23 protein-coding genes and 1 tRNA gene are annotated in these 24,561 nt (G+C 52.2%); 17 read left to right on the top strand and 7 right to left on the bottom strand.

The genetic code is table 11. The annotated features are described in order from the left end of the window. Positions 1-89: 89 nt before the first annotated feature. Together STSP2_RS04525 and STSP2_RS04530 are read right to left on the bottom strand one after the other, a co-directional pair. Positions 90-722 carry an isochorismatase family protein gene (locus tag STSP2_RS04525; RefSeq protein ID WP_205848001.1) on the bottom strand — a complete coding sequence of 211 codons (633 nt, stop codon included), beginning with the start codon at positions 720-722 and terminating at the stop codon, positions 90-92. A gap of 113 nt (positions 723-835) precedes the next feature. Then, the gene (locus STSP2_RS04530; RefSeq protein WP_146660258.1) at positions 836-2,392 is read right to left on the bottom strand and encodes a B12-binding domain-containing radical SAM protein; all 1,557 of its coding nucleotides are present in this window, start codon (positions 2,390-2,392) and stop codon (positions 836-838) included. A gap of 210 nt (positions 2,393-2,602) precedes the next feature. On the opposite strand from STSP2_RS04530, the gene STSP2_RS04535 reads away from it, so the two are divergent. Both STSP2_RS04535 and STSP2_RS04540 read left to right on the top strand, forming a co-directional pair. Beyond that, a complete protein-coding gene (locus STSP2_RS04535; RefSeq protein ID WP_146660260.1) occupies positions 2,603-3,049 on the top strand; it encodes a hypothetical protein in 447 nt (148 codons plus the stop codon). Between the two features lie 30 nt (positions 3,050-3,079). Beyond that, the gene (locus STSP2_RS04540) at positions 3,080-3,634 is read left to right on the top strand and encodes a YcxB family protein (protein WP_146660262.1); all 555 of its coding nucleotides are present in this window, start codon (positions 3,080-3,082) and stop codon (positions 3,632-3,634) included. 359 nt (positions 3,635-3,993) lie between these two features. Here the strand turns inward: STSP2_RS04540 and STSP2_RS04545 are convergent, their stop codons facing one another. After that, positions 3,994-5,061, bottom strand: coding sequence for a histidinol-phosphatase (locus STSP2_RS04545; RefSeq protein WP_146660264.1), 1,068 nt, complete (start codon positions 5,059-5,061; stop codon positions 3,994-3,996). Positions 5,062-5,474: 413 nt separating this feature from the next. Next, positions 5,475-6,827 carry a WG repeat-containing protein gene (locus STSP2_RS04550; RefSeq protein ID WP_169852993.1) on the bottom strand — a complete coding sequence of 451 codons (1,353 nt, stop codon included), beginning with the start codon at positions 6,825-6,827 and terminating at the stop codon, positions 5,475-5,477. Between the two features lie 129 nt (positions 6,828-6,956). Here STSP2_RS04550 and STSP2_RS04555 point away from each other — a divergent pair, with 129 nt between their 5' ends. Together STSP2_RS04555 and STSP2_RS04560 are read left to right on the top strand one after the other, a co-directional pair. Then, positions 6,957-7,826, top strand: a complete 870-nt coding sequence (locus STSP2_RS04555) for a class I SAM-dependent methyltransferase (RefSeq protein ID WP_146660268.1) — start codon at positions 6,957-6,959, stop codon at positions 7,824-7,826. Continuing rightward, the gene (locus STSP2_RS04560; RefSeq protein ID WP_146660270.1) at positions 7,823-8,659 is read left to right on the top strand and encodes a UbiA family prenyltransferase; all 837 of its coding nucleotides are present in this window, start codon (positions 7,823-7,825) and stop codon (positions 8,657-8,659) included. The genes STSP2_RS04555 and STSP2_RS04560 overlap by 4 nt, the downstream gene beginning before the upstream one ends. On the opposite strand, the gene STSP2_RS04565 is transcribed toward STSP2_RS04560, so the two are convergent. Together STSP2_RS04565 and STSP2_RS04570 are read right to left on the bottom strand one after the other, a co-directional pair. Further along, complete coding sequence (locus STSP2_RS04565; protein ID WP_169852994.1) at positions 8,616-9,842, bottom strand: radical SAM/SPASM domain-containing protein; 1,227 nt, start codon at positions 9,840-9,842, stop codon at positions 8,616-8,618. The genes STSP2_RS04560 and STSP2_RS04565 overlap by 44 nt on opposite strands. Then, positions 9,829-10,284: a hypothetical protein gene (locus tag STSP2_RS04570; protein WP_146660274.1), complete on the bottom strand. Its 456-nt coding sequence runs from the start codon at positions 10,282-10,284 to the stop codon at positions 9,829-9,831. Before STSP2_RS04570 ends, STSP2_RS04565 begins: the two co-directional genes overlap by 14 nt. 367 nt (positions 10,285-10,651) lie before the next feature. Here STSP2_RS04570 and STSP2_RS04575 point away from each other — a divergent pair, with 367 nt between their 5' ends. The 13 genes from STSP2_RS04575 (at position 10,652) to STSP2_RS04625 (ending at position 22,029) form a co-directional block, all read left to right on the top strand. Further along, positions 10,652-11,248, top strand: a complete 597-nt coding sequence (locus STSP2_RS04575) for a PEP-CTERM sorting domain-containing protein (protein WP_146660276.1) — start codon at positions 10,652-10,654, stop codon at positions 11,246-11,248. 528 nt (positions 11,249-11,776) lie between these two features. Continuing rightward, a complete protein-coding gene (locus STSP2_RS04580) occupies positions 11,777-12,988 on the top strand; it encodes an ISL3 family transposase (protein ID WP_146660278.1) in 1,212 nt (403 codons plus the stop codon). A 366-nt stretch (positions 12,989-13,354) separates the two neighbouring features. Next, positions 13,355-13,428: transfer RNA gene (locus STSP2_RS04585), tRNA-His, on the top strand. Positions 13,429-14,691: 1,263 nt separating this feature from the next. After that, complete coding sequence (locus tag STSP2_RS04590; RefSeq protein ID WP_146660280.1) at positions 14,692-15,468, top strand: hypothetical protein; 777 nt, start codon at positions 14,692-14,694, stop codon at positions 15,466-15,468. Positions 15,469-15,517: 49 nt separating this feature from the next. After that, entirely contained in the window at positions 15,518-16,096 is a 579-nt protein-coding gene (locus STSP2_RS04595; RefSeq protein WP_146660281.1) for a hypothetical protein, read from the top strand. Beyond that, positions 16,097-16,384 carry a hypothetical protein gene (locus STSP2_RS04600; RefSeq protein WP_146660283.1) on the top strand — a complete coding sequence of 96 codons (288 nt, stop codon included), beginning with the start codon at positions 16,097-16,099 and terminating at the stop codon, positions 16,382-16,384. A 40-nt stretch (positions 16,385-16,424) separates the two neighbouring features. Continuing rightward, complete coding sequence (locus STSP2_RS04605) at positions 16,425-17,108, top strand: PEP-CTERM sorting domain-containing protein (protein WP_146660285.1); 684 nt, start codon at positions 16,425-16,427, stop codon at positions 17,106-17,108. A 58-nt stretch (positions 17,109-17,166) separates the two neighbouring features. Then, on the top strand, positions 17,167-17,289 hold the full coding sequence (locus STSP2_RS17860; protein WP_257788000.1) for a hypothetical protein: 123 nt from the start codon (positions 17,167-17,169) through the stop codon (positions 17,287-17,289). A gap of 111 nt (positions 17,290-17,400) precedes the next feature. Continuing rightward, positions 17,401-18,477: an IS110 family RNA-guided transposase gene (locus tag STSP2_RS04610; protein ID WP_146660217.1), complete on the top strand. Its 1,077-nt coding sequence runs from the start codon at positions 17,401-17,403 to the stop codon at positions 18,475-18,477. Between the two features lie 351 nt (positions 18,478-18,828). Beyond that, on the top strand, positions 18,829-18,966 hold the full coding sequence (locus tag STSP2_RS17285) for a hypothetical protein (protein ID WP_169852995.1): 138 nt from the start codon (positions 18,829-18,831) through the stop codon (positions 18,964-18,966). 60 nt (positions 18,967-19,026) lie between these two features. After that, positions 19,027-20,454, top strand: coding sequence for an IS1182 family transposase (locus tag STSP2_RS04615; protein ID WP_146660287.1), 1,428 nt, complete (start codon positions 19,027-19,029; stop codon positions 20,452-20,454). A gap of 214 nt (positions 20,455-20,668) precedes the next feature. Beyond that, entirely contained in the window at positions 20,669-21,196 is a 528-nt protein-coding gene (locus STSP2_RS04620; RefSeq protein ID WP_146660289.1) for a hypothetical protein, read from the top strand. Positions 21,197-21,459: 263 nt separating this feature from the next. Next, positions 21,460-22,029, top strand: a complete 570-nt coding sequence (locus STSP2_RS04625; RefSeq protein WP_146660291.1) for an OsmC family protein — start codon at positions 21,460-21,462, stop codon at positions 22,027-22,029. A gap of 192 nt (positions 22,030-22,221) precedes the next feature. Here the strand turns inward: STSP2_RS04625 and STSP2_RS04630 are convergent, their stop codons facing one another. Next, on the bottom strand, positions 22,222-24,201 hold the full coding sequence (locus tag STSP2_RS04630) for a DUF6345 domain-containing protein (protein ID WP_146660293.1): 1,980 nt from the start codon (positions 24,199-24,201) through the stop codon (positions 22,222-22,224). Positions 24,202-24,561 lie beyond the last annotated feature (360 nt).

Here is a 24,561-nt window from a genome sequence, read left to right on the forward strand (position 1 = left end):
ACACTCAACAAACGCATGCAGCTAATGCACAAACGCCAGCGGCGGCCCAGCCGCGAGTTCCCGCACCCTAAACACGATAACCGTACCAATTACTCCTGCTCGCTAGTATAGCTTTCCATAAGGAGTTGATAGTTCGGAATAACATGTTCGCCGTAGATCCCGGCGTACTCCATAGCGTCCGGCCGATTCCACGTCTGCTGCAGCTCCGTAATTATCGCGAATGTATCCACAGGCACCACACCCGCATGCGCCATCCGCGCGATCGCCAGATCCGTCGCCATCCTGCTCCAGTTGCCCGACGCGTCCACCACCCCATAAACCTTGTACCCCGCCGCCGTCGCACTGACCGCCGGAAACGCCAGGCACACACTCGTCAGTGTCCCCGTCATCACAAGCGTCTTCCGCCCAGTATCCTCGACCGCCTTGACGAACCCCGGCACATCCCACGCATTGATCTGCCCTTCCCGCGCGACATACTTCGCATGCTTTGCGTAATGGTGTATCTCCGGGATCATAGGTCCGTTGGGCCCCTCCGGCACCGATGCGGTCGTGATCACCGGTATATCCAGCAGCGCCGCCGCCTTCGCCAGCGCGATAACATTGTTCCGCAACTGAGCGACAGGCATATCCTTTACCAGATTGAACAGCCCGGCCTGGTGATCGATCAGCAGCATCACGACATCATCCCGATCGATCATGACCTTATTCGTGTTGGCATCCATAAATTCTCCTCGTATCCTCTGTACCCATTTCGATTAACATTCTGAAAGCTGATCCATATACAGCGTCAAATTTAAAATTCATCAAGCTGCGACTGACCATGTCAACTCGCACACTAGCCCCCCAACCGTCTGCGCTTGTACTTTAATCGTTCCGTGAAATCTCCCCGTTCGAACTGGACCGTCCACCGCCGCAGTATAATCCACCCGCCGAACCGCACCAGGTTGTTCCGCCACGATCTGTACCACCTCAGCCACCCCGACTGCAGCCTCCGTGATGCCAGCACAACCGCCGGGAACGAGATCACACTCACCGCCAACAGAAACATGCTCCTGAACCTGTAAAACTCAGCCATTATCTTATGCGTCGCCGCCTGCATCTGTTCAGCGCTCGTTTCACCCGCAGGCTCGAATAAGGGAAAATTGCCGTCATAATACTTCCACCCCACATCCTCAACCGCATACAGCCTGCCCTCCTCGTCCAACCGCTCCCGCAGTTCCGTTCCCGGCAGCGGCACCGGCATCAGCACCTGTATCGTATCCAGCTTGCTCTTGCGTATAAACTTCGTAAACCGCTTCCGCCTTTCCTCAATGCTCATCGCCACGCTCTGGTCTCCGCGCAGCGGATATCCGAATATGAACATGCCGTGCACCAGAAATCCGCACCGGCGAAACACCTTCACGTACTCCAGCATATCTTCCGCCCGAATACTCTTACGCATCATCGCAAGCTCCTCGTCGATCGGCGACTCGAATCCGATCGCTGCCGCCTTGATCCCCGCCCGCCGCATCGCACGCAGCAGCTCTTCATCCCGCGCCCGGTCCAGCCGGATCTGAACAGTAATGAACAGTCTCACCCCCATCCGCTCCTGATACTCGCTCAGCATATCGCATAGCCGGATCGTGTCATCCCGCATCTGTCCGAACAGATCGTCCACCACGAAAAACTGCCGCCCGCCATGTATTTCCACGATCCGCCGAAACTGTTCCATTATCCGTTCCACGCTCGCCGCCCTGGGCCGGCCCTTGACCGTGCAGAACTCGCAGTTCATACCGCACCCGCGAACCCACTCCACCGGATATATTTTCAGTCGCGCATACCGCACCAGCGAAAAGTCCGGCAGCACATGCTCCTCAAAATCGCAGATCTTCTCCCGCTCCTCTGTCTGCACCACCTTCCCGTCTTGCATATAGGCGAGGCCCGCAATCCCCGCAGGCTCCTCATGCCGCTCGACCATCTCCAGCAGCTCCCGGATAACCGGCTCGCCTTCACCGCGCACGATCACGTCGATTCCCGCCCGCAAACCTTCCTCCAAATTCTCCCCCATAAAGTGCTGTCCGCCCCCAACGGTAAATACTCCACGCCCCTTGTAGAACTCCGCCAGCCGGTATATCCTCTCCGCGGTACTCGTCAGCCCTCCATAAAACCCGACCACATCCGCAGGACGCAACCGCTCCAGCTCCTCATGATCGGCCCCGCCTTCCTCGCTTCTCGGCCCGAAACGCCCAAGGTTATTCTCGTCCACCACCTCGACGTCCCATCCCGCCAGCTTATTCGCGGCACTCGCCACGCACACCGGCCCCAGCGCGGTCGTCTTCTTCGCAATGTTCGAATAAATATTGAACGCCGGATAAGCCAGCACAACCATCCTGAACAACTTTCGCTTTTCCAAAGCAGCCCCCTTTAAGTATCAAATAATCTCTTACTCACTCATTATCAACCCATCCGCACAAAAACGCAACCTTGATCAAGCAGTGTCGCAAAAGAAGAAAATTATGCACAAAATACCAGCAATCTTCTTGACTCCCCGCAGATTTCTGTATAGAGTAATGCTTGATAAAGTCAAATGGCGCCAAACCCATCGTCAGAGGAGAAAATAACAATGAAGAACCTCATCCCATGCCTGGTCATCACCATCCTCTGCGCCTCTATTTCATCAGCAGGCCTTGACTTCAGAGATATCCCCATCACCGGCGAAACCGTAACCGTCATCACAGGCCCTGGCTCTTTCCCAGTTGACTCAACATTTGATATAGTCGGCACTACACCACTCACGGACATTCAGATCCCAGACGGCGTAACTGTTAGCAACCCCTTCGATACCATTGAAGGCCCGTTCGGCTCGTTACCCTTCACCTTCGATAATTCAAACCTCGCAGCAGTCCCAGGCACGATCTTCCTGGCCAACGGCCAGGCCCTGATCCCCTACACCCAGCCGGACACCGACTCATCATCCACCGCAATCACCTACATCCTTATCCCCGAACCCGCCTCCCTCGCGATCCTCACCCTGGGCAGCCTCATTTTGCGAAAAAGACGTATCGACTAATCGGAAACTGAGTGTCGGCAGGGTTTTTGAATGCGGCAAATCGATATCACAGCACAACCACAGTTTTTCTCTGTTATAAAAGCTCAGATGATCACACTTTGGTTTGGATGGCCCCGACGGGTATTGGGATTTACCCCTCTTCTAGTGTTGGCATGTTTTGTCATTTATGATAAGTATCCGGATGCAAGATATTTGGCATGGTTGATCGTGGGAGCTTTGGCGTTAGTGTGGACTGTAATCCTGGTCAGATACACTACAGCGGCGGTTAAATACTATAGAGGCGAAGAGCTGCGGGGCAGAAGGTTTGAGCATTTCTACAAGTATATCAATGACCAGGGGCTCGGAATAGAGAGTGATGAATATGAGATATTTTTCCGTTGGTCCGCTTTCGAATATATGATCGAAACGCGAAATTTCATATTCTTGACGACAAAACCTGTTCGGGTTTCAATAATAGTTTTTAAAAGCCTTTTGCCCCCGGAGACATCTGCCGCTGTGATCGAAGTTATATCGAAAACCCAAATTGAAAACAAAAAGTTTCACGGCAAGCCCTGGATCAAAACTAAGAGTGGCGGTGAGAAGTAAAAGTCAAATATCACGCGACAAATTGATACTTGCTCTGTTTTAGATCGTTGGAATTACGAAAAAAATGTTCGTGTAAGTAGACCGCATCGCCAGTCACTACCGCCAAAAAAAACCGCAATACGCTCAACAAACGCATTCACCCATAAATAACGCGAGCGGCGACCCAGGTTGTCATCCCGTACCCCGATACGGGACCCAGCATAAATAAGCCGTCGCGAAGCGACTCCTTGCGAGTCCCCGCACATCGCAGCAATCACTCCACCGGCTCCGCCGCACCAGCCAACATCTGTCATCGCGACCAGCGCAGCAACGTGCGATCTCAAACGCAGCAAAATAGCTGGCACGCACATAACACACCATCACTCCACCATCGCTGCTCCGCTAATCCCGATCACAACCTCCAGCCCCTCACCTGGCCGCACCAGCATATTCTCAACGGTAAACTTCTCTTCCTCAGCGTCTTCAGCAACTTCGAACTCCACCGATGACCGCGCCCCCAGCACGATCTTCTCCGGCCCATCCTCACCGGGCCTCACCAGCTCCAGGTCTATCAGCCCACCGTTCGCCACCTCCACCAGCCGCGTATTGCCCGCAGCCTCGCGCTCCCCGACCACCTTCACCATCCGTCCGAACAGCGGCCGCAGATATCGCTCCTTGCCCACCAGTCGATTCCCCACCCAAACAGTCGTCCGCCCCCTCCGCAGTGCCTTCTCGACTTCCTCCAGGTTCCGCTTCTTGACAAACACAAGCGTCAGCGTCCGATGCTTCTGAGCAGTATACTCATAATCGATCGACGGCCCGTGAATATCCGAGTTCCCCACCATCGTCAGCCCCTTCTCCATACACCACGCATGCGCATCCGGATAATAGTCCCCCGCGTTCGCAACCTCCATCCCGTGCAGCCAGCCTTCGTCATACATCACATCCTGCACCTCTTCCCACTTGCCCCGCTCCTCACCCTGCCACGCATGATGGTTCCAGAACACGAACCCGCCCTGCCTGTTCGCCTCCTCGATCACATCCATAAACTCGTCCGTTTCCAGCGGATCTACGTCTTCGATAAACAGTGCATTGTAATGTCCCGGCGGCGTATCCCGCGTGATCTCCGTACCCTTTACCAGCAGCACGCCCGCCTTCTCCGCGGCCGGTTTCGCGATCTCGTACGACCGATTGTGATTCGTCGGTATGTCCCACTTGTGCGGCTGATACTCGATATGATCGCTGATCGAAATGACGTCGATCCCTTCCCGCTTCGCCTCGTCGATCCGCACCGTGGGCCACACCGTCCCGTCCGAAAACACCGTATGCGTATGCAGATCCGCCGTCAGCGTCTCATACCCCTCGATATTCGGAAAATACTCCTGAGCCCCGCAAAGCCCGACCAAAAACAAAACAACCGCCAACCCAGCAACCATCCGCATCTTCATAACTTACACCCTTAAAAAGAAATTGGCCCCCGCACAAACCCAATTATGCATCATCCAACCACATTTTGCAACACCTCTCACCCCACGCACAATATAGTCCCCCCGCCTGATTAGCGGTTCATCACGAAATATCGCCGAACCGAACCAACTTTCCAGAATTCCCTTTATTTTACCGCATTCCCAAGCCGCATAATTCCACATCCCGCCGAGAATGGACCAACGGACATTTCGTCGGAGGCGCGGCTGTTAAATTCTGCGGCGGCCCGAATGGATGTACCTGCCGATTATTAAACCTTCCCACCCCAACTGTCATCCTCCCAAAGCCCGGATCCAGCAAAAAACAGCCGTCGCGAAGCGACTCCATGTTATAAACTACAACCGCACCAATAAAAGCCAGAAGATCATTCAAAACGCTAATCACGACCCTTTTCGCTGACCCAAACCCAGCTTCCTTCAGCGTTGACGTAACCCATCCAAAATTTTGTTTTAACCTTGGCTAGGCCATGCTTGAATTTGAACATCGTGGGTACGCCTGGTTCCTTCAGTGTTTCTGTAGTTGCGACCTTTATGGCCATTTCACCCTTCTTGTTAATGTAGCCATGCACATAACCATCCTGGACCGGTTTGATAACGTCTGCAAGGCCTTCGTTGAAATCGGCAGCAGTTATGAACTGAGGCTTGATAACGAAACTGCCTGTCTCGTCAATATATCCGTACAGGTCAGAGTCAGTTTTGGCTTTTGCCAAACCGTCGTGAAAACTCCAGAGACGGTTGAATTTGGCGTCGTACAAAGGCTTTCCGCTGTAATCGAGATGAAAGTGGCTGCCATGCGAATCTTTAACGATTATGCCCTTGCTGTCGGCACCTTGGACATCATAGTCTCTGCTTACAAGAGTCCCCGCATAGGTAAAAGCATGGAAAGGCTCCCCTTCGTTCCCAGCAGTAATGACTCTAGGGTATAGGAAAATAAGGTCATATTCAGCCTGCTGCCACCAGTTGCCCTGCATATCATAGACACGCATGCGATTGGATTCTGTACATACGACAGCGAACTGGTTATCAGGGCCGCCGCGTTCCCAAATCTCCTCGAATGCAAAATCTATTACCGGCTCACCTTTTGTGTTTATGACGCCCCATTTGCCATCAAATTTAGCAGCAGCATAATCATCTCTGAAGTTTTCAGCATCGTCAAATTTAAAGTCAATCAAAACCTCGCCGGATGGATTGACATAGCCCCACTTGTCTGCCTTCTTGACTGCAATATATCGAGAGTTATAAACGTACTCAGAACAAACTAGATCATTATGTGGTTTGACATCCTGACACTTACAAATTTTGTCATTAGTCTTAAAATTAAATAGCCATGGCGAAAAAGTGGGGTCGCCGAATAGCAAACCTGGGTTTTTAACAAAAACCAAGTCATTTGCTACAGGCGAAGCTGAACCTTCACCCATAGACACGAGTTTACCTTGTTTATTAAATATATTGTAAAAAGACTCATGTAATCCCACAATATAGTCAAGCTGTTCGTAAGGGCCAAGAAGACCGGCAAAGTCTGGCAAAATAACTATAGTACCCTTGCCATCAATCGCACCCACTTTGCCATCCTGCATTTCCACCTTAAACAGATGCCCCTTGCTTGCAGACAGCATTTTTGCATCGGGATCAACATCAGGTATTCCATCCGAACAGCCTGACAGGGCCAAGGTTGAACCAAATATAGCACTCCATAGAATTGCAAATAAAACCATCTTATAACCGTTCATCAGTATCTGCCTCCCTGTCAACATATCCATATTCATAAGGTCCAGTTGCACAAACATAACAGATAGATGCACATACAGCAAATCCGATTTCTGACTTGAAAAAAGATAATGTCTTTTTAGAATCATCCCATGGCAAAAACGCATCGCAAATACTGGTTCCGCATGGCAGCAAGATCGGCATACCTTCTGATCAGGCCCTCCAACACCGCCGCTCTCGTGGACAAAAGCTACGACCGCATAAGCCCGACCTATGACCGGGCCTGGACGGACCACATGCGAAACCTCACCGAGCACCTGATCGACAGGCTCAACCCCCAGCCCGGCAACACCTGCATCGACCTCACCTGCGGCACCGGTTTCGCAACCAGCCTCCTCGCCGCAAAAACAGATACCACCGTGACAGGCGTGGACAGATCCCAAGGCATGCTCGACCAGGCCCGACAAAATCACGCCCACAACTGCAAATTCGTACAGGCCGACATCCTCGAATTCCTGAAAAACCGGCCCACCGCCTCCGCCGACATAATAACCTGCTGCTGGGGCCTGGGCTATTCCCGCCCCTTCGCCGTCCTCCGACAGATCAAACGCGTCCTCAAACCGCACGGCAAAGTCGCGATAATCGACAACTCCCTCTTTTCACTCCGCGAGATCATATTCTGTTCGTTCCTGACATTCGCCGAAAACCCCCGCGCCCTGCAAAATGTAATGCATTTCAAGTTCCTGCCCGGCCCGCGCACCCTCCGCACAATGTTCGCAATGCTCAACCTCAAAACGCTCCACTCCGACCAGGGCAGCAGATCCTACACCGTCGACACCGGCCGAGATGCCATCGCCCGCCTCAAATCGACAGGAGCCGCCGCGGGCTTCGAATACGCCTCCGGCAGAACGGACGACACTGCGATCTTCGACAGGTTCGCCCAGATCATCGAAGATAAGTACATGACACCCGACGGCATCAAAGTCACACACCGCTACCTGGCAGGAATAGCACAAAAATGATTATCTCTCTGCTCCGCCTCACCCGCCTCTACTATTCACTGCCCCTGGCCGGCGGCTTCATAGTTATCCTCTCATACCTGACTGCGGGAAACCTCTCCCCGGCCATGAATGAAATAATCCCCGCATTTTTCTCCGTGCTCACCATCATCTCAGCAGGCTACGTCCTAAACGATGTCTGCGACGTGCACATCGACCGCATTAACTGTCCCCGCAGAACCCTGCCTTCGCGAAGACTCGAACCAAAACCCGCCCTGATCTTCTCGATCATGCTCTTTATAACAGGTCTCTCGCTTGCCGCCTTTTGCGGCATAGCTTTCTTTCTCACGTCCGCCATCGTAACTGTTCTGCTGATCTGCTATGACCTCGTCTCCAAACGCATCGGCGTATTCAAGGACCTCTTCGTCGCGGCCCTGATGACATCGCTGTATCCGCTGGCATTCGCACTTCTCGAACCCGTAGACACTCCGCGACTCAGCGTTCTCTATATACACCCCGCCTGGCTTTTCTTTTCATCGCTCGGATACGAAATGCTAAAGGATATCCGCGACGCCGCCGGTGACAGCCGCAACAGCCCCCAGCCAGTCTATTACTCTATCAGGAAAAGTTTCGCGATTGCTTCCCGACTATCCATCATCACAGCAAGCCTGATAACCCTCCTGCCTTTCATCCTCGGTCTCTGCCATGAAGTCTACCTTGTATCATCCCTCACCGCCGTCGTGCTCGCGACCCTCGCAGCTTTCAGCAGACCGACCGTCGCTATTAGATACGTCTACGCCGAGGTAGCATTGATCACTGCCGGTTCTCTGGTCGACTTACTGGTTTTCGGCCCTTGAGCAGATTCTTGTAAACCTTCGGCAGCGGGCCGTCCTTTTTCACAGCCTCGCACACCTTCAAACTCCTCTCCGGATCGATAGGCAGTTCTTGTGCATTCTTCAGCACATACGTCTGCCCGCATATATCCTTCATCAGACAGCCGCATCTGGGCAGCTCGAACGTCTCCCCCATTCTAAGCCATATACTTTCGAGTGATTCATCCAGCACGTTGCCGAACGACAAGGGCGTTAGGTCACATGGACAGACGTTGCCCACCGCATCTATGAAAAGATGATGAAAGCCCGCACCGCAGCCGAACATCTCATCCGACTCCAGGTAAGAAAAGCCCGATACCGCGGGCCCCTTGTTCCTGCGGTTCCATCGCTTATGAAAATCTGCAAGCCGCTCAGACTCCTCACTTCCAAGTACTTCATTTTCCTGCTTACAGAAACTGCCCGTCGGCACCGGCTCCAGCACCCGAAACTCGTGTACGCCGTACTCCCCAGCCAAACGCGCCAGCTTTTCGATCTGTCCCGACCGAACCTTCTCCCTCGTCGCAACCGTCGATACAGCAGTATAAAGCCCAGCTGATCTCGAAAGCTCTACTGTTCTTATCGCCTGCTCGAACGAACCTTCCACGCCCCTCACCGCATCATGCTCCCCCGCATCGCTCGATTCCATCCCGATCATAATACAGCCAAGCCCGGCCCGCCTGAGCTCATCCGCCAACTGACTGTCAAGCCCGCATCCTGTCGTGAACATAACAGATGCAAGCTCATCACCACACGCCCGCACCAGCTCGACGATATCATCCCGCAACAACGGCTCACCCCCGGTAAAACCGATCGTGGGCGTGCCCAGCGACTTGATCTGCTCTATGACTTCAACCGCCTCCTCTGTCCCCATCTCACCTGCCTGATGCATTCCGTAACTGCAATGCGGACAGTCGAACGGGCACCTGTCCGTAACCGCAAAATAGACCGAGTAAGGCACTCGCCTGCGTTCAATTACACTATCGAGAAATCTGTCAAACGCCTTCGAAGGATAAGGCGGAAAGAATGCGTTTACATGAAGACCGGTCTCATGACGTTTCGGCTGTTCGTTGCGAAACTGTTTTGCCAGGTACAGCAGATGCCGTAACGGCAGCTTGCCCAGACATCGAAGAAAGATCGGCGTCAACAATACCCAGTCACGCAGCTTCACGGATCGGATCCTTTGCAATCGCAACATAGATCGAAGTACATATACCCCCAACCACAAGCCCCGCGCCCGTTCCAAACATCATGCCGACCGCCACAAATAATGGCCAGAACCCTTCAGTGTGCTGGAACAAAGTTTTCTCTGAAACCATAATTATCATAGCGATCATAACACCATGAACGATAGCCGTGCAGATAAGTCCACACAAAACAGCATTGCAAGTACCCGAAAGCCAGATATAAAATTTATCACCATCGCTTTGTGATTTCTTGGTAAGGTGCCCCAGGTAAAACTTCGCCAGAGGATACCCGCTGATAAGCCCGGCCACCATACCAACTGCCCAGTAATCAGAATAGTACGCCAACCCCGTCAGCCATCCAAAACCACCGCCGGTGAGCATTACTGCCGCAATGACGAATATCGAAAAAGGGCTGTTCATTTTCATGTCCGCACACTCCCGACTTGTAGTTATATAAAGAATCCAACGCCTGAGTTTGAATAAACGACAGCATATATTAACAATAAATATCGAATGAGTAAAATCATTTTATAAAATGCAGCAAACATAAAATCCATGAAGTCTGCTCGCATAGGCTATTGCCTTACACCCTATTCAGGCTCAGCCCCTATTTACACCATTTCAGGATGTAGTAACATTGCCCTTGCTGAAACTGACTTACCTTTGACATACACCTCTACCATCAGCGGACAGCGGCAGGGTCTGATGCAATTATAATACTGAGTCTGCGGCACTGTATAAACGTGAAAACTAATGCAATTTTGATAAGGAAATCTGGGGAGGAAACAAAATTATGAAGCTTACCATCAAAACATTGCTCGCTCTAACTGTTTTATTCACAGCATCTTACGCGCAGGCGTCACCAGTTGCGCTCGATGTCACGAACCACTCGGAATCAGATCTGCGGGCAGTGCTCTGGGGAGGTTTGGCCGAGACGGATTTTGTATATGACGACGGAATGCGGACCTGGCAGAGCAGTTGGCAGAGCGATTTCTGGAGTCTGCAGGCCACTATAATTGAGGAGTACCGGATGGGTGCGATGCTTGCAACGCTGAAGGTGGAAGCACAGCACCTGACGGGGCTGCACGACGGGGAAGTAGCGCCCGGATTTGTGCTCGATACCATGCACATAAACCTGACGGGCGATCCACGATTTGCCATAAGTGCTGAGCCTGTAAGAATTTCCAACAAAATCCATCCCGGCGCGGTGGAGCATCATGATGTGCTGCACACATTCGTAATGGATCTGGACCAGAATCTGCCCGGCTTATTGAGCGGGGACGGGCAGATATATGCAGTTATAGAGGCGGCCCATGTGATGCCTGAGCCGGCGACATTGGTGCTGATCGGCGTTGGGGCGCTGGCTCTGGCGGGCTGCCGGAAGAGGTAAGCAGTGTAGGATAGTTTGTAAGTCATTGCTATGGTTGGACTTAGGCTCATTAAAAATAGGAGGTGAGGAGGAATTGATCGGCCTGATATGTCTTCCGTGCTGACGTAACTTGAAGCGGGGGGCGGTACGGAATTGGCCGGATCGGGCTGGTTTTGGGAGGAGTGAGGCGGCGTCTGAGGGGGACGCGAGGAGTGCTTGGCGGTTCGTAAGTTACTGTTTTGCAGTAGCTTACGAGTCTGCTGAGTCCGGACTAAAGGGCTTTGATGTGGAACTGGAGGTCAGCGGGTGAATCCGCTCGGGAGGATGTGAGAAGGGGGGAAGAGGACCCGGCGATGAAGAGCAGCGAAGGAGGATGGCATGTATTTGTAAGTCATTTGCTGCAAGGGAGTTGTGAGGGATTGGCTGTGTGTTCAAGGGGGAGACACACGGCTTTTTTTGGGTTCATCACGGAATATCGGGGAAATAGACATCAACGGCAGTACTTTGTAGCTTTTAGTTACCCGACTATTAGCTCAAAGGAGACTGCCGTTGACTGGACAACATCTTATCAAAAAACTCGGCCAATGGGAAGGATATCGTGTTGGAACTGTTGGGCCTGCTAAGAAAGGCCGTGAATTCTGGGTCGAATTGATCCCGGAAAATGGATTCGGAACCTGTGACGGCTGCGGCCAGGAATGCAGCAGCGTTCACGAGACCGTCCAGCGTTGGATCCGCGATCTGCCGGTCTTCGACAAGACTACCCACCTGCTCGTTCACCGAAGGCGTCTGCTGTGCCCCAGATGCGGGCCGAAGCTTGAACGAATCTCCTGGCTGGACCGTTACAGCCGCCACACCACCCGGCTGGTAGAATCGGTCGCCCGGCTGTGTGATGTGATGAGCATAAAGCATGTGTCTGAGTATTTTTCGCTGTCCTGGTCGACCGTCAAGGACATCCACAAGCGTCATCTCAAGAAGAAGCTCGGCCCTGTCGACCTGTCAAATGTCGAGCTGCTGGCGATGGATGAATTTGCCATTCAAAAGGGCCACAGATATGCAACGGTCATCATCGACCCGACCTGCAAGAAAGTGCTCTGGGTGGGACGAGGGCGTTCGAGAGCCTCTATCAGGCCATTCTTCGAAATGCTCGGCGACCGCTGCAAAGACATCAAAGCAGTAGCGATGGACATGAACGCCAGCTTCGAGCAGGAGGTTCAGCTGCATTGTCCGCAGGCTGAAATAGTTTATGATCTGTTCCATGTCGTGGCCAAGTACGGCCGTGAAGTTATCGATCGGGTCAGGGTCGATCAGGCCAATCGGCTGAGAGACGACAAGCCCGCTCGCAGGGTGATCAAGGGTTCGCGATGGCTGCTGCTTCGCAATCGTGAGAACATCGAAAAGCCCGAGGATCTGGTTCGCCTCGATGAGCTGCTGGCAGCCAACGAATCGCTGATGACGACCTATGTGATGAAGGACGATCTCAAGCTGCTGTGGAATCTGAGCGATCGCAAGGCCGCCGAATCGTGCTGGGGTCAGTGGCTCGATCGAGCCATGCAAAGCGGGATTGAGCCGCTGATGAAGTTTGCCAAAAGGCTGAGCAAATACGCCGCCGGAATCATCGCACACAGCAGATGGCCGCTGCATACGTCACTGCTGGAGGGGATCAATAACAAGATCAAAACCATCAAGCGACAGGCATACGGCTATCGAGACGATGAATATTTCTTCCTGAGAATAAGAGCAGCATTCCCCGGTATTCCGTGATGAACCTTTTTTTGTATCTGCAAGGGGGTGCAGTGGAGGATTTGAGTTGTCAAATCCGGGTTTATGAGGCTGTTTCGGGGTTCAAGGGGCGGGGTTTTAGGGTCGTACGAAGGGTTTTGAATGGCTGTTTTGGGGTGATCGAGGCGGTTTTTCAGGTGTTGCGGCGAGGGGTCGAAAGTGCTGCCTGGCTGGTATGGTATATCTGTAAGTCATGATTGTGCAATATCTTACATCGATATGTCTTGATGCGGGCGGGGTGAAAATGGTTTATTTGCGAGATTGTAGGCTAAGAGTTATTGACAGGGGGGCGATTACGTGTAAAATGCGGCATTCTGCGGTGCCGGTTCGGCCGGTGCTGTTTTCGCGGTGGGAGTAGCTCAGTTGGCTAGAGCACCAGATTGTGATTCTGGGGGTCGCGGGTTCAAGTCCCGTCTTCCACCCTTTTTTATGCGCGAAACTGGGGTGTGCAGGGTGTTTGGGGGCGAAATCCTGCATTTTGAGCGGCAAATGGGGCGGTAAATATGTAGACTGATCCAATCCTTTTAGGTCTTTCCAAGTTGTTTCGGGCTGATTCCGCGCGCGGTTTGGGGTGGTTTCGGGCGGGTGGGGGATATTGCCCAGTGTAGCGGGCCGAAATGGGGGTCGGCTGAAAAATTGTAGGGTGTTTTGCTTGTTGAAATTGGGTGTTTTCCTCCTTCGGAAATGGGGTTAATTACAGGGGTGGACACTTAGTAAGATAAGACTTTGGGGCAAATCGGCTGATTTCGGGTGATTTTGAGGGGGCAAAAGTAGGGTAAAAACGAGCAAAAGTGGTATATAGGTGGGGTGAAAATGGGGTAAAAGTGGGCAAAAGCCGACAGGCTATTTCCTACCTGTCAAGTGGGAGAATGTTTCACCACGAAGGCACGAAGATCACGAAGTAAAGCTAAAAAGGTAAGTATACAGGAGTAAAGAGGTCGCTTCGCGACTCTGTTTTATGCTGGGTCCCCGCCTTCGCGAGGATGACATACTGGGTGCAGATGTGCTCGTTATTGCTGCGGATTGGCTTTTGTTGTTGTGTGGATAGATTGGTCGTGTGGGCGTTGGGCCGCCGCAGAATTTAACAGCCGCGCCTCCGACGTACTTTTTGGAGGGTCCATTCTCGGCGGGATGTGAAATTATGCGGCTGTTGGGTGCGGTAGATGGTCGGGAGTGCGGGGACGTTGATTTGGTTGGCTGATGTTTTGTGATGATCATTTCATTTGTTTGGGCTTGACAGTTTGGGGTGTGCATGTGGGTTTCAACCGTGGTGTTACTGAGTTGGGCTAAACACGCATCGCAGATGTAAGTTATTGCTAATAAGGCACTTATGAGTAAATAAAAAGTGTCTGACCCTTTTTATTCTCTCTTTTTATTCTCTCTTTTTATTCTCTTCTTTTTATTCTCTTTTTATTCTCTTCGGGCTATGAAATTATGCGGCTGGTGGGTTCGGTACCGGATCGGGTTTTGTGTTTGCGTGTTTGTGGATGTTGCTGTATATGAAAGTTGTGGAATTGCCGGTGAGCTTTTCTGGCGGTGAAACGTCCTGATAGCCGATAGGTAGAACAGTGTTTTGCGTGGGGGGATGTTGGGAACTGAGTTTATTCGACAAGTTGATTTTATATTAAAATTTATAACTTTTTATTGAGTATTTATTATTGGGGCGGGATGGAGAAGTTTTTTAAATGGTGCATTTGCGGCGGGAAGTTTTTGAGCGTTATATAAAGAGCGTCAACGATGCTTATTTGAAGGGTGATGCTACGGAGCATACTTATCGGCCGGCGATGCAGGGGCTGGTTGAGGGGCTTGGGGAGAATGTGCATGCAACGAATGAGCCGAGCAGGATCAGGTGCGGTGCGCCGGATTTTGTGGTGACGCGGAGCAGGTACGGCAATCATCAGACGGTGGGGTATATCGAGTGCAAGGACCTGGGGGCGGATCTGCGGAAGATCGAGAAGAGCGAGCAGATCAAGAAACGGTATCTGCCGAGCCTGCACAATATGATACTGACGGATTATGTGAAGTTCCGCTGGTACGTCGGCGGGGAGCTGCGTGAGACGGCGGAGCTTGCGCGCGAGGGTGCGGGCGGTAAGTTCGTGCTTAGCGATGAGGGCGTCGAGCGGGTCGGTGAGATGCTGGGGCAGTTCATGAACGTGGGGGTGGAGCGGATCGGCAGTTCGAAGGAGCTTGCGAAGCGGCTGGGCGGGATGACGCGGCTGATGCGTGAGATCATCAAGCAGACGTTCGAGAAGGAGAGCGAGAAGGGGTCGCTGCACGGTCAGTTCGATGCGTTTCGCAAGGTGCTGCTGCATGATCTGGGGGAGGATGAGTTTGCGGACATGTATGCGCAGACGATAGCTTACGGGCTGTTCGCGGCGAGGTGTCATATCAATGATGTGGCGGCGTATGGGGGGAAGAAGGGAAGAGCAGAGGGAGAAAAGGTGTCTGACCCTTTAAATTAAAATCAGCTGATAGAGAGAATTAGATTTAAATTTTCTGAAAGGAAGTGACATGTCCGATCAACCCTATAAAGCTATCAATGATTTTTGCAAAATTATTACTCAACTTCCAGATAAAGAAATGGCTGAGGAGGTGGTTTATTGGGCCTGCTATGCGGCAGGGAAACTTCCCGAACCCACCGGACTAGAACCAGTCCCTAAACGCAAGATGAATGCTATTTTTTGGGATTTAACAATTGAGGATTTAAGAAACAAGCTTATTGAATTACACGAAAAGTATAGAATTGATCAACAGCTGTTAATATTGGGTGAATTAGAGTTTGTTAAAAATCACCTAATTGGAATTGCAGATCCTAAAAAGTTAGAAAAAAACAGGCAACTTGTAGAAGCCTTAGAAGAGCAATTGAAATTACCGCAAAATAAAAGAATAGAATGTCTAGCTGATGATTCTATTCTCGGAATGATGCAGACGGCGAGAGATTTAATTTCCAATTTTGACCAGCGGCGCTCTAAAGCAGAAAACGCTCTAAGTTTCATAATAGATAAGCAAGCTGATCATTTTACCGCCAGATATTGGAGTCTACTCTTAGAAAAGGACCTACAGCGAAAAAGGAAAAAGGAGGATAAATAATTGAATTGGTATAGGAAGAAAGACGAGCACATGACGTTGCTGTTTGAGGTTCTTCGGAAGAGAGGGGAGGATGACCTTCTTGTGAAGTTCGGGGCGGGCAGGTTGAGCGAGGGGGATATTAAACACGCGGTGGATATTGTGCTGGGTGAATTTTGTGAGACTGGTCTGCGAGAAGACGATGAACCGAATAGACGCGGTGAGAGGCTCGATGATTTGATGGGTTTTCTGGTGGGAGAGTTAGAGGAACTGGAAGTATGTGCGTCAGAGGGGCGTGAGTATTTGTTTTAGAGGTTTTTTTAGTTGGTTAGATTAAGTCAGGGGTACTGAAATGACAGAATATAGTTTTACATGGTTGATATGGTGTCGAGTGCTTACAGCAGCTTTCTTTCTAGCGCAGGGGTTTCATACTGTTGCAGAGGCGAAAATTGTGATTGATGATGGTCAGCGACATGTGATCGATGACACAGAGTCTATTTTCAGCGATGGGGTTGAGCTCGATCTGGGGATATTTCAGGATCCGAGCACTCATTTCGATCTAGTGGAAGGAGGCTCTTTATTAGGCCTTGGCGTACATGGTAATGCTACGGTAACTATGACCGGAGGGGAAGTTGAAACTGATATCGTAGTTACTGACAATGCTAGAGTGACAATATCAGGCGGCAGTATAGGTGCAAGGCTGGCTAACTTTTCTGATAATTTTATCTATCTTAATGGGACAGGTTTTCAGGTGGTCGATCAGGCTGGTATTGAGACAGATCTTCATTATGGAGACAGTTTAAGCGATTATGTGCCATTCGTTCAGGAGGTTGAATTTGGTATTGCAACAAATTATTATACGGGCACTATCAGGGGTGTGTTGGCGGATGGTTCTATTATAAATAACCGGTTTGATATTTTTAGAAACAGTACGTTTGGCGGAAGTGGAGATATTATAGTTTTGCCTGAACCGGGGACTCTGATTCTATTGAGTTTGGGTGGATTTTTATTCCGGCGGGAGACTGTTAGACGGTAGCATAATGTGAACAGGAGCTGAAAAATTTGACTGTGGCTGGTAAGAGTTAATAAGGAATATGGAAACGCTTCGCGTTGCTGTTCTTATGCTGGGTCCGCCAGAGGCGGATGACATAAGTGGGGGCGGTGATGACGGCTGTTCAGCGAAGGATGGGCCGGCGGACTCGTCGGGTTTGAGATAAATTATGAAACCGGAGCCTCCGTGCATTGGTTATAATCGGGTTTGTTGGCCCTACGATTTTCGCGTGGTCGTCTCGTGGACGCCACAATAACCTTATATACAGGAGGCTCCTATGGACAAGTATATCGGATTTGACATCGACAGCAAGAAAACAGTGGCATGCGTGGTTCAAAAAGGCAAAAAAGATTGTTTCTCGACCTTTGAGACGGATCCTGAGAAGATGAAGCAGTTTCTCAAACAGCAAGGCAGCAGGGGTGATCGGCTGCATCTGACCTTCGAGATCAGCGGTCAGGCAGGATATCTGCACGATCAGCTCAGAGGTCATGTCCAGGATGTGACTGTCTCGAATCCGACACGGATGACCTGGATATACCGCACGAGCAAGAAGAACGACCGGATAGATGCCCGCAAGCAGGCGGTTCTGCTCAGCATTGACGAGGTGCCGAAGGTGCATATGCCCAGACTGGAAGTCCGTCAATGGCGAGTGACGATCCAGCACCGCAGGAAGATGGTCAGCAGGGTCTGTCAGGTCAAAAATCGCATACGGGCGATCATAAAGGCCAACGGCTTCAGTCGGCCCGTGGAGTCTGGAAGCTGGTGGAAGTTGGCCAATCGTTTATGGATGCGCGGTCTTGCGTGCTTTGAAGCTGATGCTGAACAGCTTTGGCGGATGAGTCTTGCGGATATGCTTGAGGAATTGAATATGCTAGAGTCGCAGCTCAAGCGGGTTACGAACTACCTTGACAGGTATCTGGCAGGCCAGAGTGGCGGTAAGCTGCTGATGAGTGTGCCTGGTGTTGGGCCACGCACTGCTGAAGCAATTCTGGCTTATACTGACGACATACGCAGGTTCAGACGAACGAAACAGTACTGTGCTTATTTTGGTTTGACGCCTAAGCTTGATGAGAGCGGCTCTACTCGTCGACTCGGGCATATCAGCAAACAGGGTCCCAGCGTTGTCCGCTGGCTGCTGGTTGAAAGTGCCTGGCAGGCTATCAGGAAGAGTCCTGCGCTGAAGGCGTTTTATGAGAAGGTAATGAACGGGCAGAAGGGTCGCGGCAAGATCGCCGCAGTTGCAGTGGCTCGTAAACTGTTGAGTATAATGCGCGCGATGCTGGTCAATGGTGAGCTTTTTAATGAGGAGCTTGTCGGCCGGTCTTGCGGTTTTGATATGAGAAAATCGGCTTAGGATGTATTGAAGGTTGGCGGGATGAATTTAGAGGACCCTGTACGTGGCGATGCGAACCTCTTGGTATCGCGTCTGAGAGAATAGGGCCTCTTTACCGCAGGCAATTTGATGTGCCGTCTTCGTGATGAGCACGAATAGGAGCGTGGGCAGCCAACCCGAAATACGTCCCGCCGTATTTTCCCCTGCGGCCCCATGGCTGTCGTGAAGGGGCACACAGGAGAAAATACTCTGTATGCATGAATGGATACAAAAATGTTTAGAAATGTTTGCGAGAATCTGTTGACAGGCTCCGGTTCATAGGATCGCCACGTCGCTGCGCTGGTCGCGATGACAAAGCTGGGGAGGGGGACGATGTTGGAGAAGATAAGGATGGTACCAGAACGTAACGTCGCGGGGGATGTGGTGATGCTGAGGCTGGACGTGCATGCGGAGGCGATACGTTCTCTGGATCCCAAATCAAGAGACTGTGTCGCAATTCTCGTTGATTGATCTTGCGGTTTTATTGTGATGGCGCTAAAATTCATTCGTGGTTCGAATGAAAGGTTTTTTATGGCATATCGTTATGGTGATCGCTACCAGCGGAGTCTATTTCCGCAGAGTATCGACGATTATGTGCCAGCCGATTCTCCGGTGCGGGCATACGATGCATTCGTCGACTCGCTGGATTTTGATGAGCTGGGCATCGAGATAAACACCGGCAAGGTCGGCTGTCCGCAGTACGACCCGGTGAGCATGCTCAAGCTTCTGCTGTACGGCTATAGCTACGGCGTCCGCAGCAGCCGCAAGTTGGAACGTGAAGCGAATTATAATATATCGTTCATCTGGCTGACCGGCGGGCTCAAGCCGGACCATAAAACGATCGCTGAGTTCAGACGCAAGAACAGAGGCGCATTAAAAAAGGTTCTGCGTCAGTGTGCCCGTCTTTGTATAAAGCTGGACCTTATAAAAGGCAACACATTATTCATAGACGGTACGAAGGTCCGGGCGAACGCCTCGAATAAGAATACCTGGACGAAGGAAAAGTGCCAACGTCGCTTAAAAAGTATCGACAAACGCATCAAGCAGATACTGTCGGAATGCGAGACAGTCGACCGCAAGGAGGTGAATCAGGGTTCGTGGATAAAGATGGACGAGGAGCTGAGCGATCAGAAGAAACTGCGGTCGAAGGTCGAAAGTATAATGGAGCAAATACAGGCAGAGGACAGTAAATCGACCAATATGACCGATCCTGACTGCAAGATGATGCACAGCATACAGGGCAGTCATTCGAGCTATAACGTGCAATCAGCGGTGGATGACGAGAACGGCCTGATCGTCAACAGCGATGTGGTATCGGACAATCACGACTATAAGCAGTTCGCCGATCAGGTGGACAAAGCCAATGATACACTGGATAATGATTGCGAGACAGCCTGTGCGGATGCGGGCTATTCAAGCGTGGATGAGCTTGAGAAGATCGACGAAAAAGGGATCGAGGTGGTTGTTCCTTCAAAGAAGCAGGCAGAGAAGAAGAAGAAAGACGATAATCCGTTCGACAGATCGAAGTTTGAATATGATAAAAAGAACGATTGTTTTATATGTCCCGAGGGACATGTTTTAAAATACAGCTATACTAATAAGACTAAAAAAGCGAAAGTTTATAGAGGCGGAGCGGCATGTAGAAAATGCCGTCACTTCGGCAAGTGTACGGATCAGCAACGGGGCCGAAGCGTCTCCCGTCTGCTCAACGCGGATGTGCAGGAGAAGCTGGAGGCGAGGTATGAACAGCCGCGGGCGCAGGAGGTTTACAAGCGTCGCAAGCAGAAGGTGGAGCTGCCGTTCGGACATATAAAGCGGAACCTGAAGGTCGACAGCTTCCTGCTTCGAGGGCTTGAAGGCGTCAGAGCTGAGGCATCTTTGCTGGCTAGCTGTTTCAATGTTGCGCGGATGATGAGTCTGCTGGGTGTCGAAAGGCTGATCAGCACGCTGGCGAAGTAGTAAAATGGCCGCTTACTGCTGCGCTATTACAAAATCGCAGCCAAATGCGGCCAAATGAACGAATGAAAAATGGAAACATCAGCGATTCTCGGACAGAGACGCAGAAACAGCAGAAAAGCTAAAACTGACAGCAGTAGCGACACAGTCTCCGGGTCCGGGATGACGGCTGAGGAGGTGTGCGTACGCGTTGTGTGATCCTTAAATGGAGCAATAGATGAAATTTGAGCTGAATGCTGGGGATGTATGCGTCAGTCTGTATGAATGTGACTCGCGGAGTGAGCTGGAGGAGCGGTTGAGGCGGGTTGACGGGGTGGTGCTGCTGGATGAGGAACAGTCGGGCAGCCGGTTTGTGCTGGTGGAAGTTCAGCGATGCGGGGGTGAGGAGGTGCGAGCGTGGGGGATGGATATTGTCGAGCATGGGCCGAGCCCGCAGATGGTTGTGCATGGGGAGGAGTGCTTGCGGTGGGTTGCTTTCGGGAGCAGTTTGTGGCTGGTGGATGTGTGGGAGGCTCGGGTGGTGAAGTACAATCGGCTGGATTGTGTGTTCTGGGATATTGTGAGGATGGATAGTGGAGCTGCAGCAGTCGTGCACGAGTTGGGGGTGACGGCGTATGATGCTGCGGGTGAGCGGTTGTGGGATGTGAGCGGGTCGGATATGCTGGCGGGGTTTGAGGTGGAGGACGAGCGGATCCTGTGCCGGTTTGATGATGGGACGAGCGCGGAGCGTAAGCTGTCGGTATGATATTGAAAACCTAATGGATGACTATAATGCAGGTGCGAAAATAATATCACTTCATTAATGGTGTCACTTTTGCTGCGCAAACGCAACACGGTCAATGAACTAAGAGTTTCTGCCTTTTGGGTGGTCGCTGGGTTGTTGGTTTTGGGATTATAACGTGGCGGTGTTTGCGTTTTGGCGAATCTGGGGTATGGTTTAGTTGGGGCGGTGGTGGCGGATTTGTATTGAAATGATATCTATCTCAAGATTTTTTATGGGGGTGCGTTATGCAGGCTGTGACCAAGGAAATTGTGAACGGGTTGAATGTTGCTAGTATGCAGGAAGCGATCGATGCGATGAAGTCGGATCCGGGGGCGGGTAAGCTGGAGCTTCGGGCTCATAACCGATGGGTTGGCGGAGCTCATTGTGTGACAGCGATACAGGATTTCAAGCTGGGCGGGGAGGAGAAGAAGACGCGTAAGCAGTTGTTCGAGCTGCACGGGGACGAGCCGGCTGAGCTGCTGGGTACGGATACGGGGCCGAACGCGACGGAGGCGCTGCTGCATGCGCTGGCGGCGTGTTTGAATGCCACGTTCATTTATCATGCGTCCGCGCAGGGTGTGGAGGTGGAGTCGCTGGAGATCGAGCTGAAGGGTGAGCTGGATCTGCGGGGATTTCTTGCGGTTGAGCCCGGGATACGGAACGGGTATTCGCATATCGATGTGAAGTTCAAGGTGAAGGCGGACGCGGGGCAGGCGAAGATCGAGGAGCTTTGCGGGCTCGCGCAGCGGTTTTCACCGGTGTTCGATATGGTGAGCAATCCGATGCGTGTGCATGTGAATTGTGAGAAGGTTTAGGTATGGAGTCGCTTCGCGACGGCTATTTATGCTGAATCCAGAGCCTTCGGCTTTTTGTGATGACAAAATGGGGTGGCCGTTGGTTTTTGAGGACGTGAATGAAAAAAGAAGGCGGGGCCTGGTGGGGAGGCGCCCGCCTTAGAGGGTTCGGGAAGTGACTAGGGGACACTTCCCAGGATCATGTGTGGGATCCTATTTGTAACTGACATACCAGAAGCCCTGTATGTTTGATCCGCGGATGTCTGGTCCGATCGGGCCTTGGCCCCAATAGTAGTCGTTGTAGTTCGTGGTGCCGTTCGGTCCTATTGGTCCCATCACTGCTGCTCGGTTGCCGGAGGGCTGCTTTTGCTGTTTAGCCTTGAACCATGCAGCCCTTACGGGAAGCGTCACTGTTGTGAATGCGAAGTTGCGGCCGAGCATGTACTGTGCGTAGCGTTTTGAGAACTTGCCCCAGTCATGTGCGTTGGTGTGGAAGCCGGTCAGCAAGTGGAGGCCCGCGAATTCATCACGCCAACGGCTGATGGCGCTCTGGTTGTTGGCCGGGCTCTTGAGTACCTGGCACGAGAGGAGCGAGAGGAATTCGAGGTCCTTGTTGCCCCATGCGATGCCGGATTCGTTGTGGCGTATGCTGCCGTCGGTGTTGCTTGATTCGAAGGTGAATCCGCCCGGCCAGCCGTGACCAATGTAGAAGCAGATGTCGACGTTGTCTACGTAGCTGCTGTCGTAAGCGTCTTCTTTGAAGTCGGCTTCCCAGGAGTTCTTGCCTGTCCAGTTGAAGCGCTGTGTTACGCCTTCGCTGTTGAAGCGGTTGGCGAAGTTGCGCTGGTTGGCACCGCCCATATCCGAGACCGCGCGTTCGATGCCGTAGTCTGAAACGCCGCCGACAGGTGCCGACGCTGCTGCGAAGACGGATGACGGCGAGACGCTGACCTGCAGGATTGCGCTTTTGGTGACGGATACGCCGTTGGTGTCGGTCACGGTTACGGATACCATTTCGGAATTGATGGTGTCTTCGCGTGGTACGAGTGCATAGTTTATCTGGCTGGAGGTTGCCTTGTACAGCGGCATGTTCGAGGATGTCCAATCGTAGGTGTACGGCGGTGTGCCGCCTTCGACGGTTGTTGATGCGAATATCTCACTGCCGTCGGCTGTTGCCGATAGATCGACCTGCGGTACGAACTGCGGATCGTTGGTTGCGGGTACTGTGCGGCGGAGCAGTTGTGCGGTCTGTTCGCCTACCGTGATCGAACCGCCGATGTTGTACGCGGGGATGATCGCCGACGCTTCGCCGAACTCGAGCGACGGTGCGTAGTAGATCAGCTCGGCGTCGAGGTTGTAGGTTATCTTCGCATCCGGTGCCGGGTCGAGCGACTTCGCGGTTGTTCCTATCTCGGACGGCAGTGTCTGTGCGAAGTTCTTGATCGCGTTGACCGGCTGGACGAGCGGTACGGGGTCACCTTTTGCGAGCTGGCGGGTCGAGTGGTGCAGGCCGGTGACGACGCCGCCCGGGCTGAGCGTTACGTTGAGCAGTGCGCCTGGGCCCTGGAGCTCGGTGTTGTTGATCTGGAAGTTGTAGTCGATGCGGGTGTCCAGCGGAATCGGTTCGATGATGGGTTTGCCTTCGAGGTCGACTGTTTCCAGGGTTGCGTTCGAGATCGTCGGCTGTGCGTTCCAGGGTGTCAGGTTGGCCTGCTCGAGTGCGCCGGATACGATGTCGGCTGCTACGTCGCCGGGCACGGGTTGGATCTTCTGCAGTGCGGCGAAGTCGAAACCTTCGATGCGGATGACCTCGGCGTTGTCGACGTCCCTGGTGTCGCCCAGCAGTGCTTCGCGGATGGCTGGGTCCTGTATTTCGAGGGTGGGAGCACTTTGGAAGTTTACCGGGTCGACGAAGACTATCGTGCCGTTCTCGTTGCTGATCTCTTTCTCAGGGATGTTGAGCGCGGCTGCGAGCTGTTCGGCCTGGGTCTGCGATGCACCTGCGCCGGTGACGACGTATACTGGCATCTGTTCGGGGATGGGTTCGTGTTCGAGCCAGTGGCCCGCGAGGACAGCGAAGTCCTGCATGTCTACGAAATCATCGCCTGTGAGGTCCGGAAAGACCTCCTGGGCCGATGCCGGCAGGGTGATCAACGCAAGGATGAGTAGTGTTGTGGTCAGTTTTTGTCGCATGATCGCCTCCTGTTAAACAAAATGTACTTTATCTTACCCTACTGTAGCTATGAAACCCTATCGGAACAATAGGGTTTATTCTTAGAATGGGTTAGGGCGATTCTTAGATGGTTGTGCTGTTGGTTAGCAGGTGTAAAATGACAAGCTTTGGCAAGAACGGCACTTATGATGGAGGCGGGTGGGATGATCAGGTGTTGACCTTTGGCGTGGGTGAGCATGGCAGCATAGAAAGTTTCCGCCGTGCTTTTGAGTGAGGTGGCAAGGGATACGCCAGCCCGCAAAACACGCTTGCTGAGACACCTGAAACCCGCTATACTTGCGCCGCTTGATATCCTAATTTGGACCACACAAATGACACGC

Source organism: Anaerohalosphaera lusitana (genome assembly GCF_002007645.1).
Lineage (GTDB): Bacteria > Planctomycetota > Phycisphaerae > Sedimentisphaerales > Anaerohalosphaeraceae > Anaerohalosphaera > Anaerohalosphaera lusitana.

Coding starts and splice junctions, on each gene's coding strand:
- STSP2_RS04525 (WP_205848001.1), bottom strand. CDS start 722: ATGGATGCCAACACGAATAAGGTCATGATCGATCGGGATGATGTCGTG.
- STSP2_RS04535 (WP_146660260.1), top strand. CDS start 2,603: ATGAAGAACCTCATCCCATGCCTGGTCATCACCATCCTCTGCGCCTCT.
- STSP2_RS04540 (WP_146660262.1), top strand. CDS start 3,080: ATGCGGCAAATCGATATCACAGCACAACCACAGTTTTTCTCTGTTATA.
- STSP2_RS04545 (WP_146660264.1), bottom strand. CDS start 5,061: ATGAAGATGCGGATGGTTGCTGGGTTGGCGGTTGTTTTGTTTTTGGTC.
- STSP2_RS04550 (WP_169852993.1), bottom strand. CDS start 6,827: ATGAACGGTTATAAGATGGTTTTATTTGCAATTCTATGGAGTGCTATA.
- STSP2_RS04555 (WP_146660268.1), top strand. CDS start 6,957: ATGGCAAAAACGCATCGCAAATACTGGTTCCGCATGGCAGCAAGATCG.
- STSP2_RS04560 (WP_146660270.1), top strand. CDS start 7,823: ATGATTATCTCTCTGCTCCGCCTCACCCGCCTCTACTATTCACTGCCC.
- STSP2_RS04570 (WP_146660274.1), bottom strand. CDS start 10,284: ATGAAAATGAACAGCCCTTTTTCGATATTCGTCATTGCGGCAGTAATG.
- STSP2_RS04575 (WP_146660276.1), top strand. CDS start 10,652: ATGAAGCTTACCATCAAAACATTGCTCGCTCTAACTGTTTTATTCACA.
- STSP2_RS04590 (WP_146660280.1), top strand. CDS start 14,692: ATGGTGCATTTGCGGCGGGAAGTTTTTGAGCGTTATATAAAGAGCGTC.
- STSP2_RS04595 (WP_146660281.1), top strand. CDS start 15,518: ATGTCCGATCAACCCTATAAAGCTATCAATGATTTTTGCAAAATTATT.
- STSP2_RS04605 (WP_146660285.1), top strand. CDS start 16,425: ATGACAGAATATAGTTTTACATGGTTGATATGGTGTCGAGTGCTTACA.
- STSP2_RS17860 (WP_257788000.1), top strand. CDS start 17,167: ATGGAAACGCTTCGCGTTGCTGTTCTTATGCTGGGTCCGCCAGAGGCG.
- STSP2_RS04610 (WP_146660217.1), top strand. CDS start 17,401: ATGGACAAGTATATCGGATTTGACATCGACAGCAAGAAAACAGTGGCA.
- STSP2_RS17285 (WP_169852995.1), top strand. CDS start 18,829: ATGTTGGAGAAGATAAGGATGGTACCAGAACGTAACGTCGCGGGGGAT.
- STSP2_RS04615 (WP_146660287.1), top strand. CDS start 19,027: ATGGCATATCGTTATGGTGATCGCTACCAGCGGAGTCTATTTCCGCAG.
- STSP2_RS04620 (WP_146660289.1), top strand. CDS start 20,669: ATGAAATTTGAGCTGAATGCTGGGGATGTATGCGTCAGTCTGTATGAA.
- STSP2_RS04625 (WP_146660291.1), top strand. CDS start 21,460: ATGCAGGCTGTGACCAAGGAAATTGTGAACGGGTTGAATGTTGCTAGT.
- STSP2_RS04630 (WP_146660293.1), bottom strand. CDS start 24,201: ATGCGACAAAAACTGACCACAACACTACTCATCCTTGCGTTGATCACC.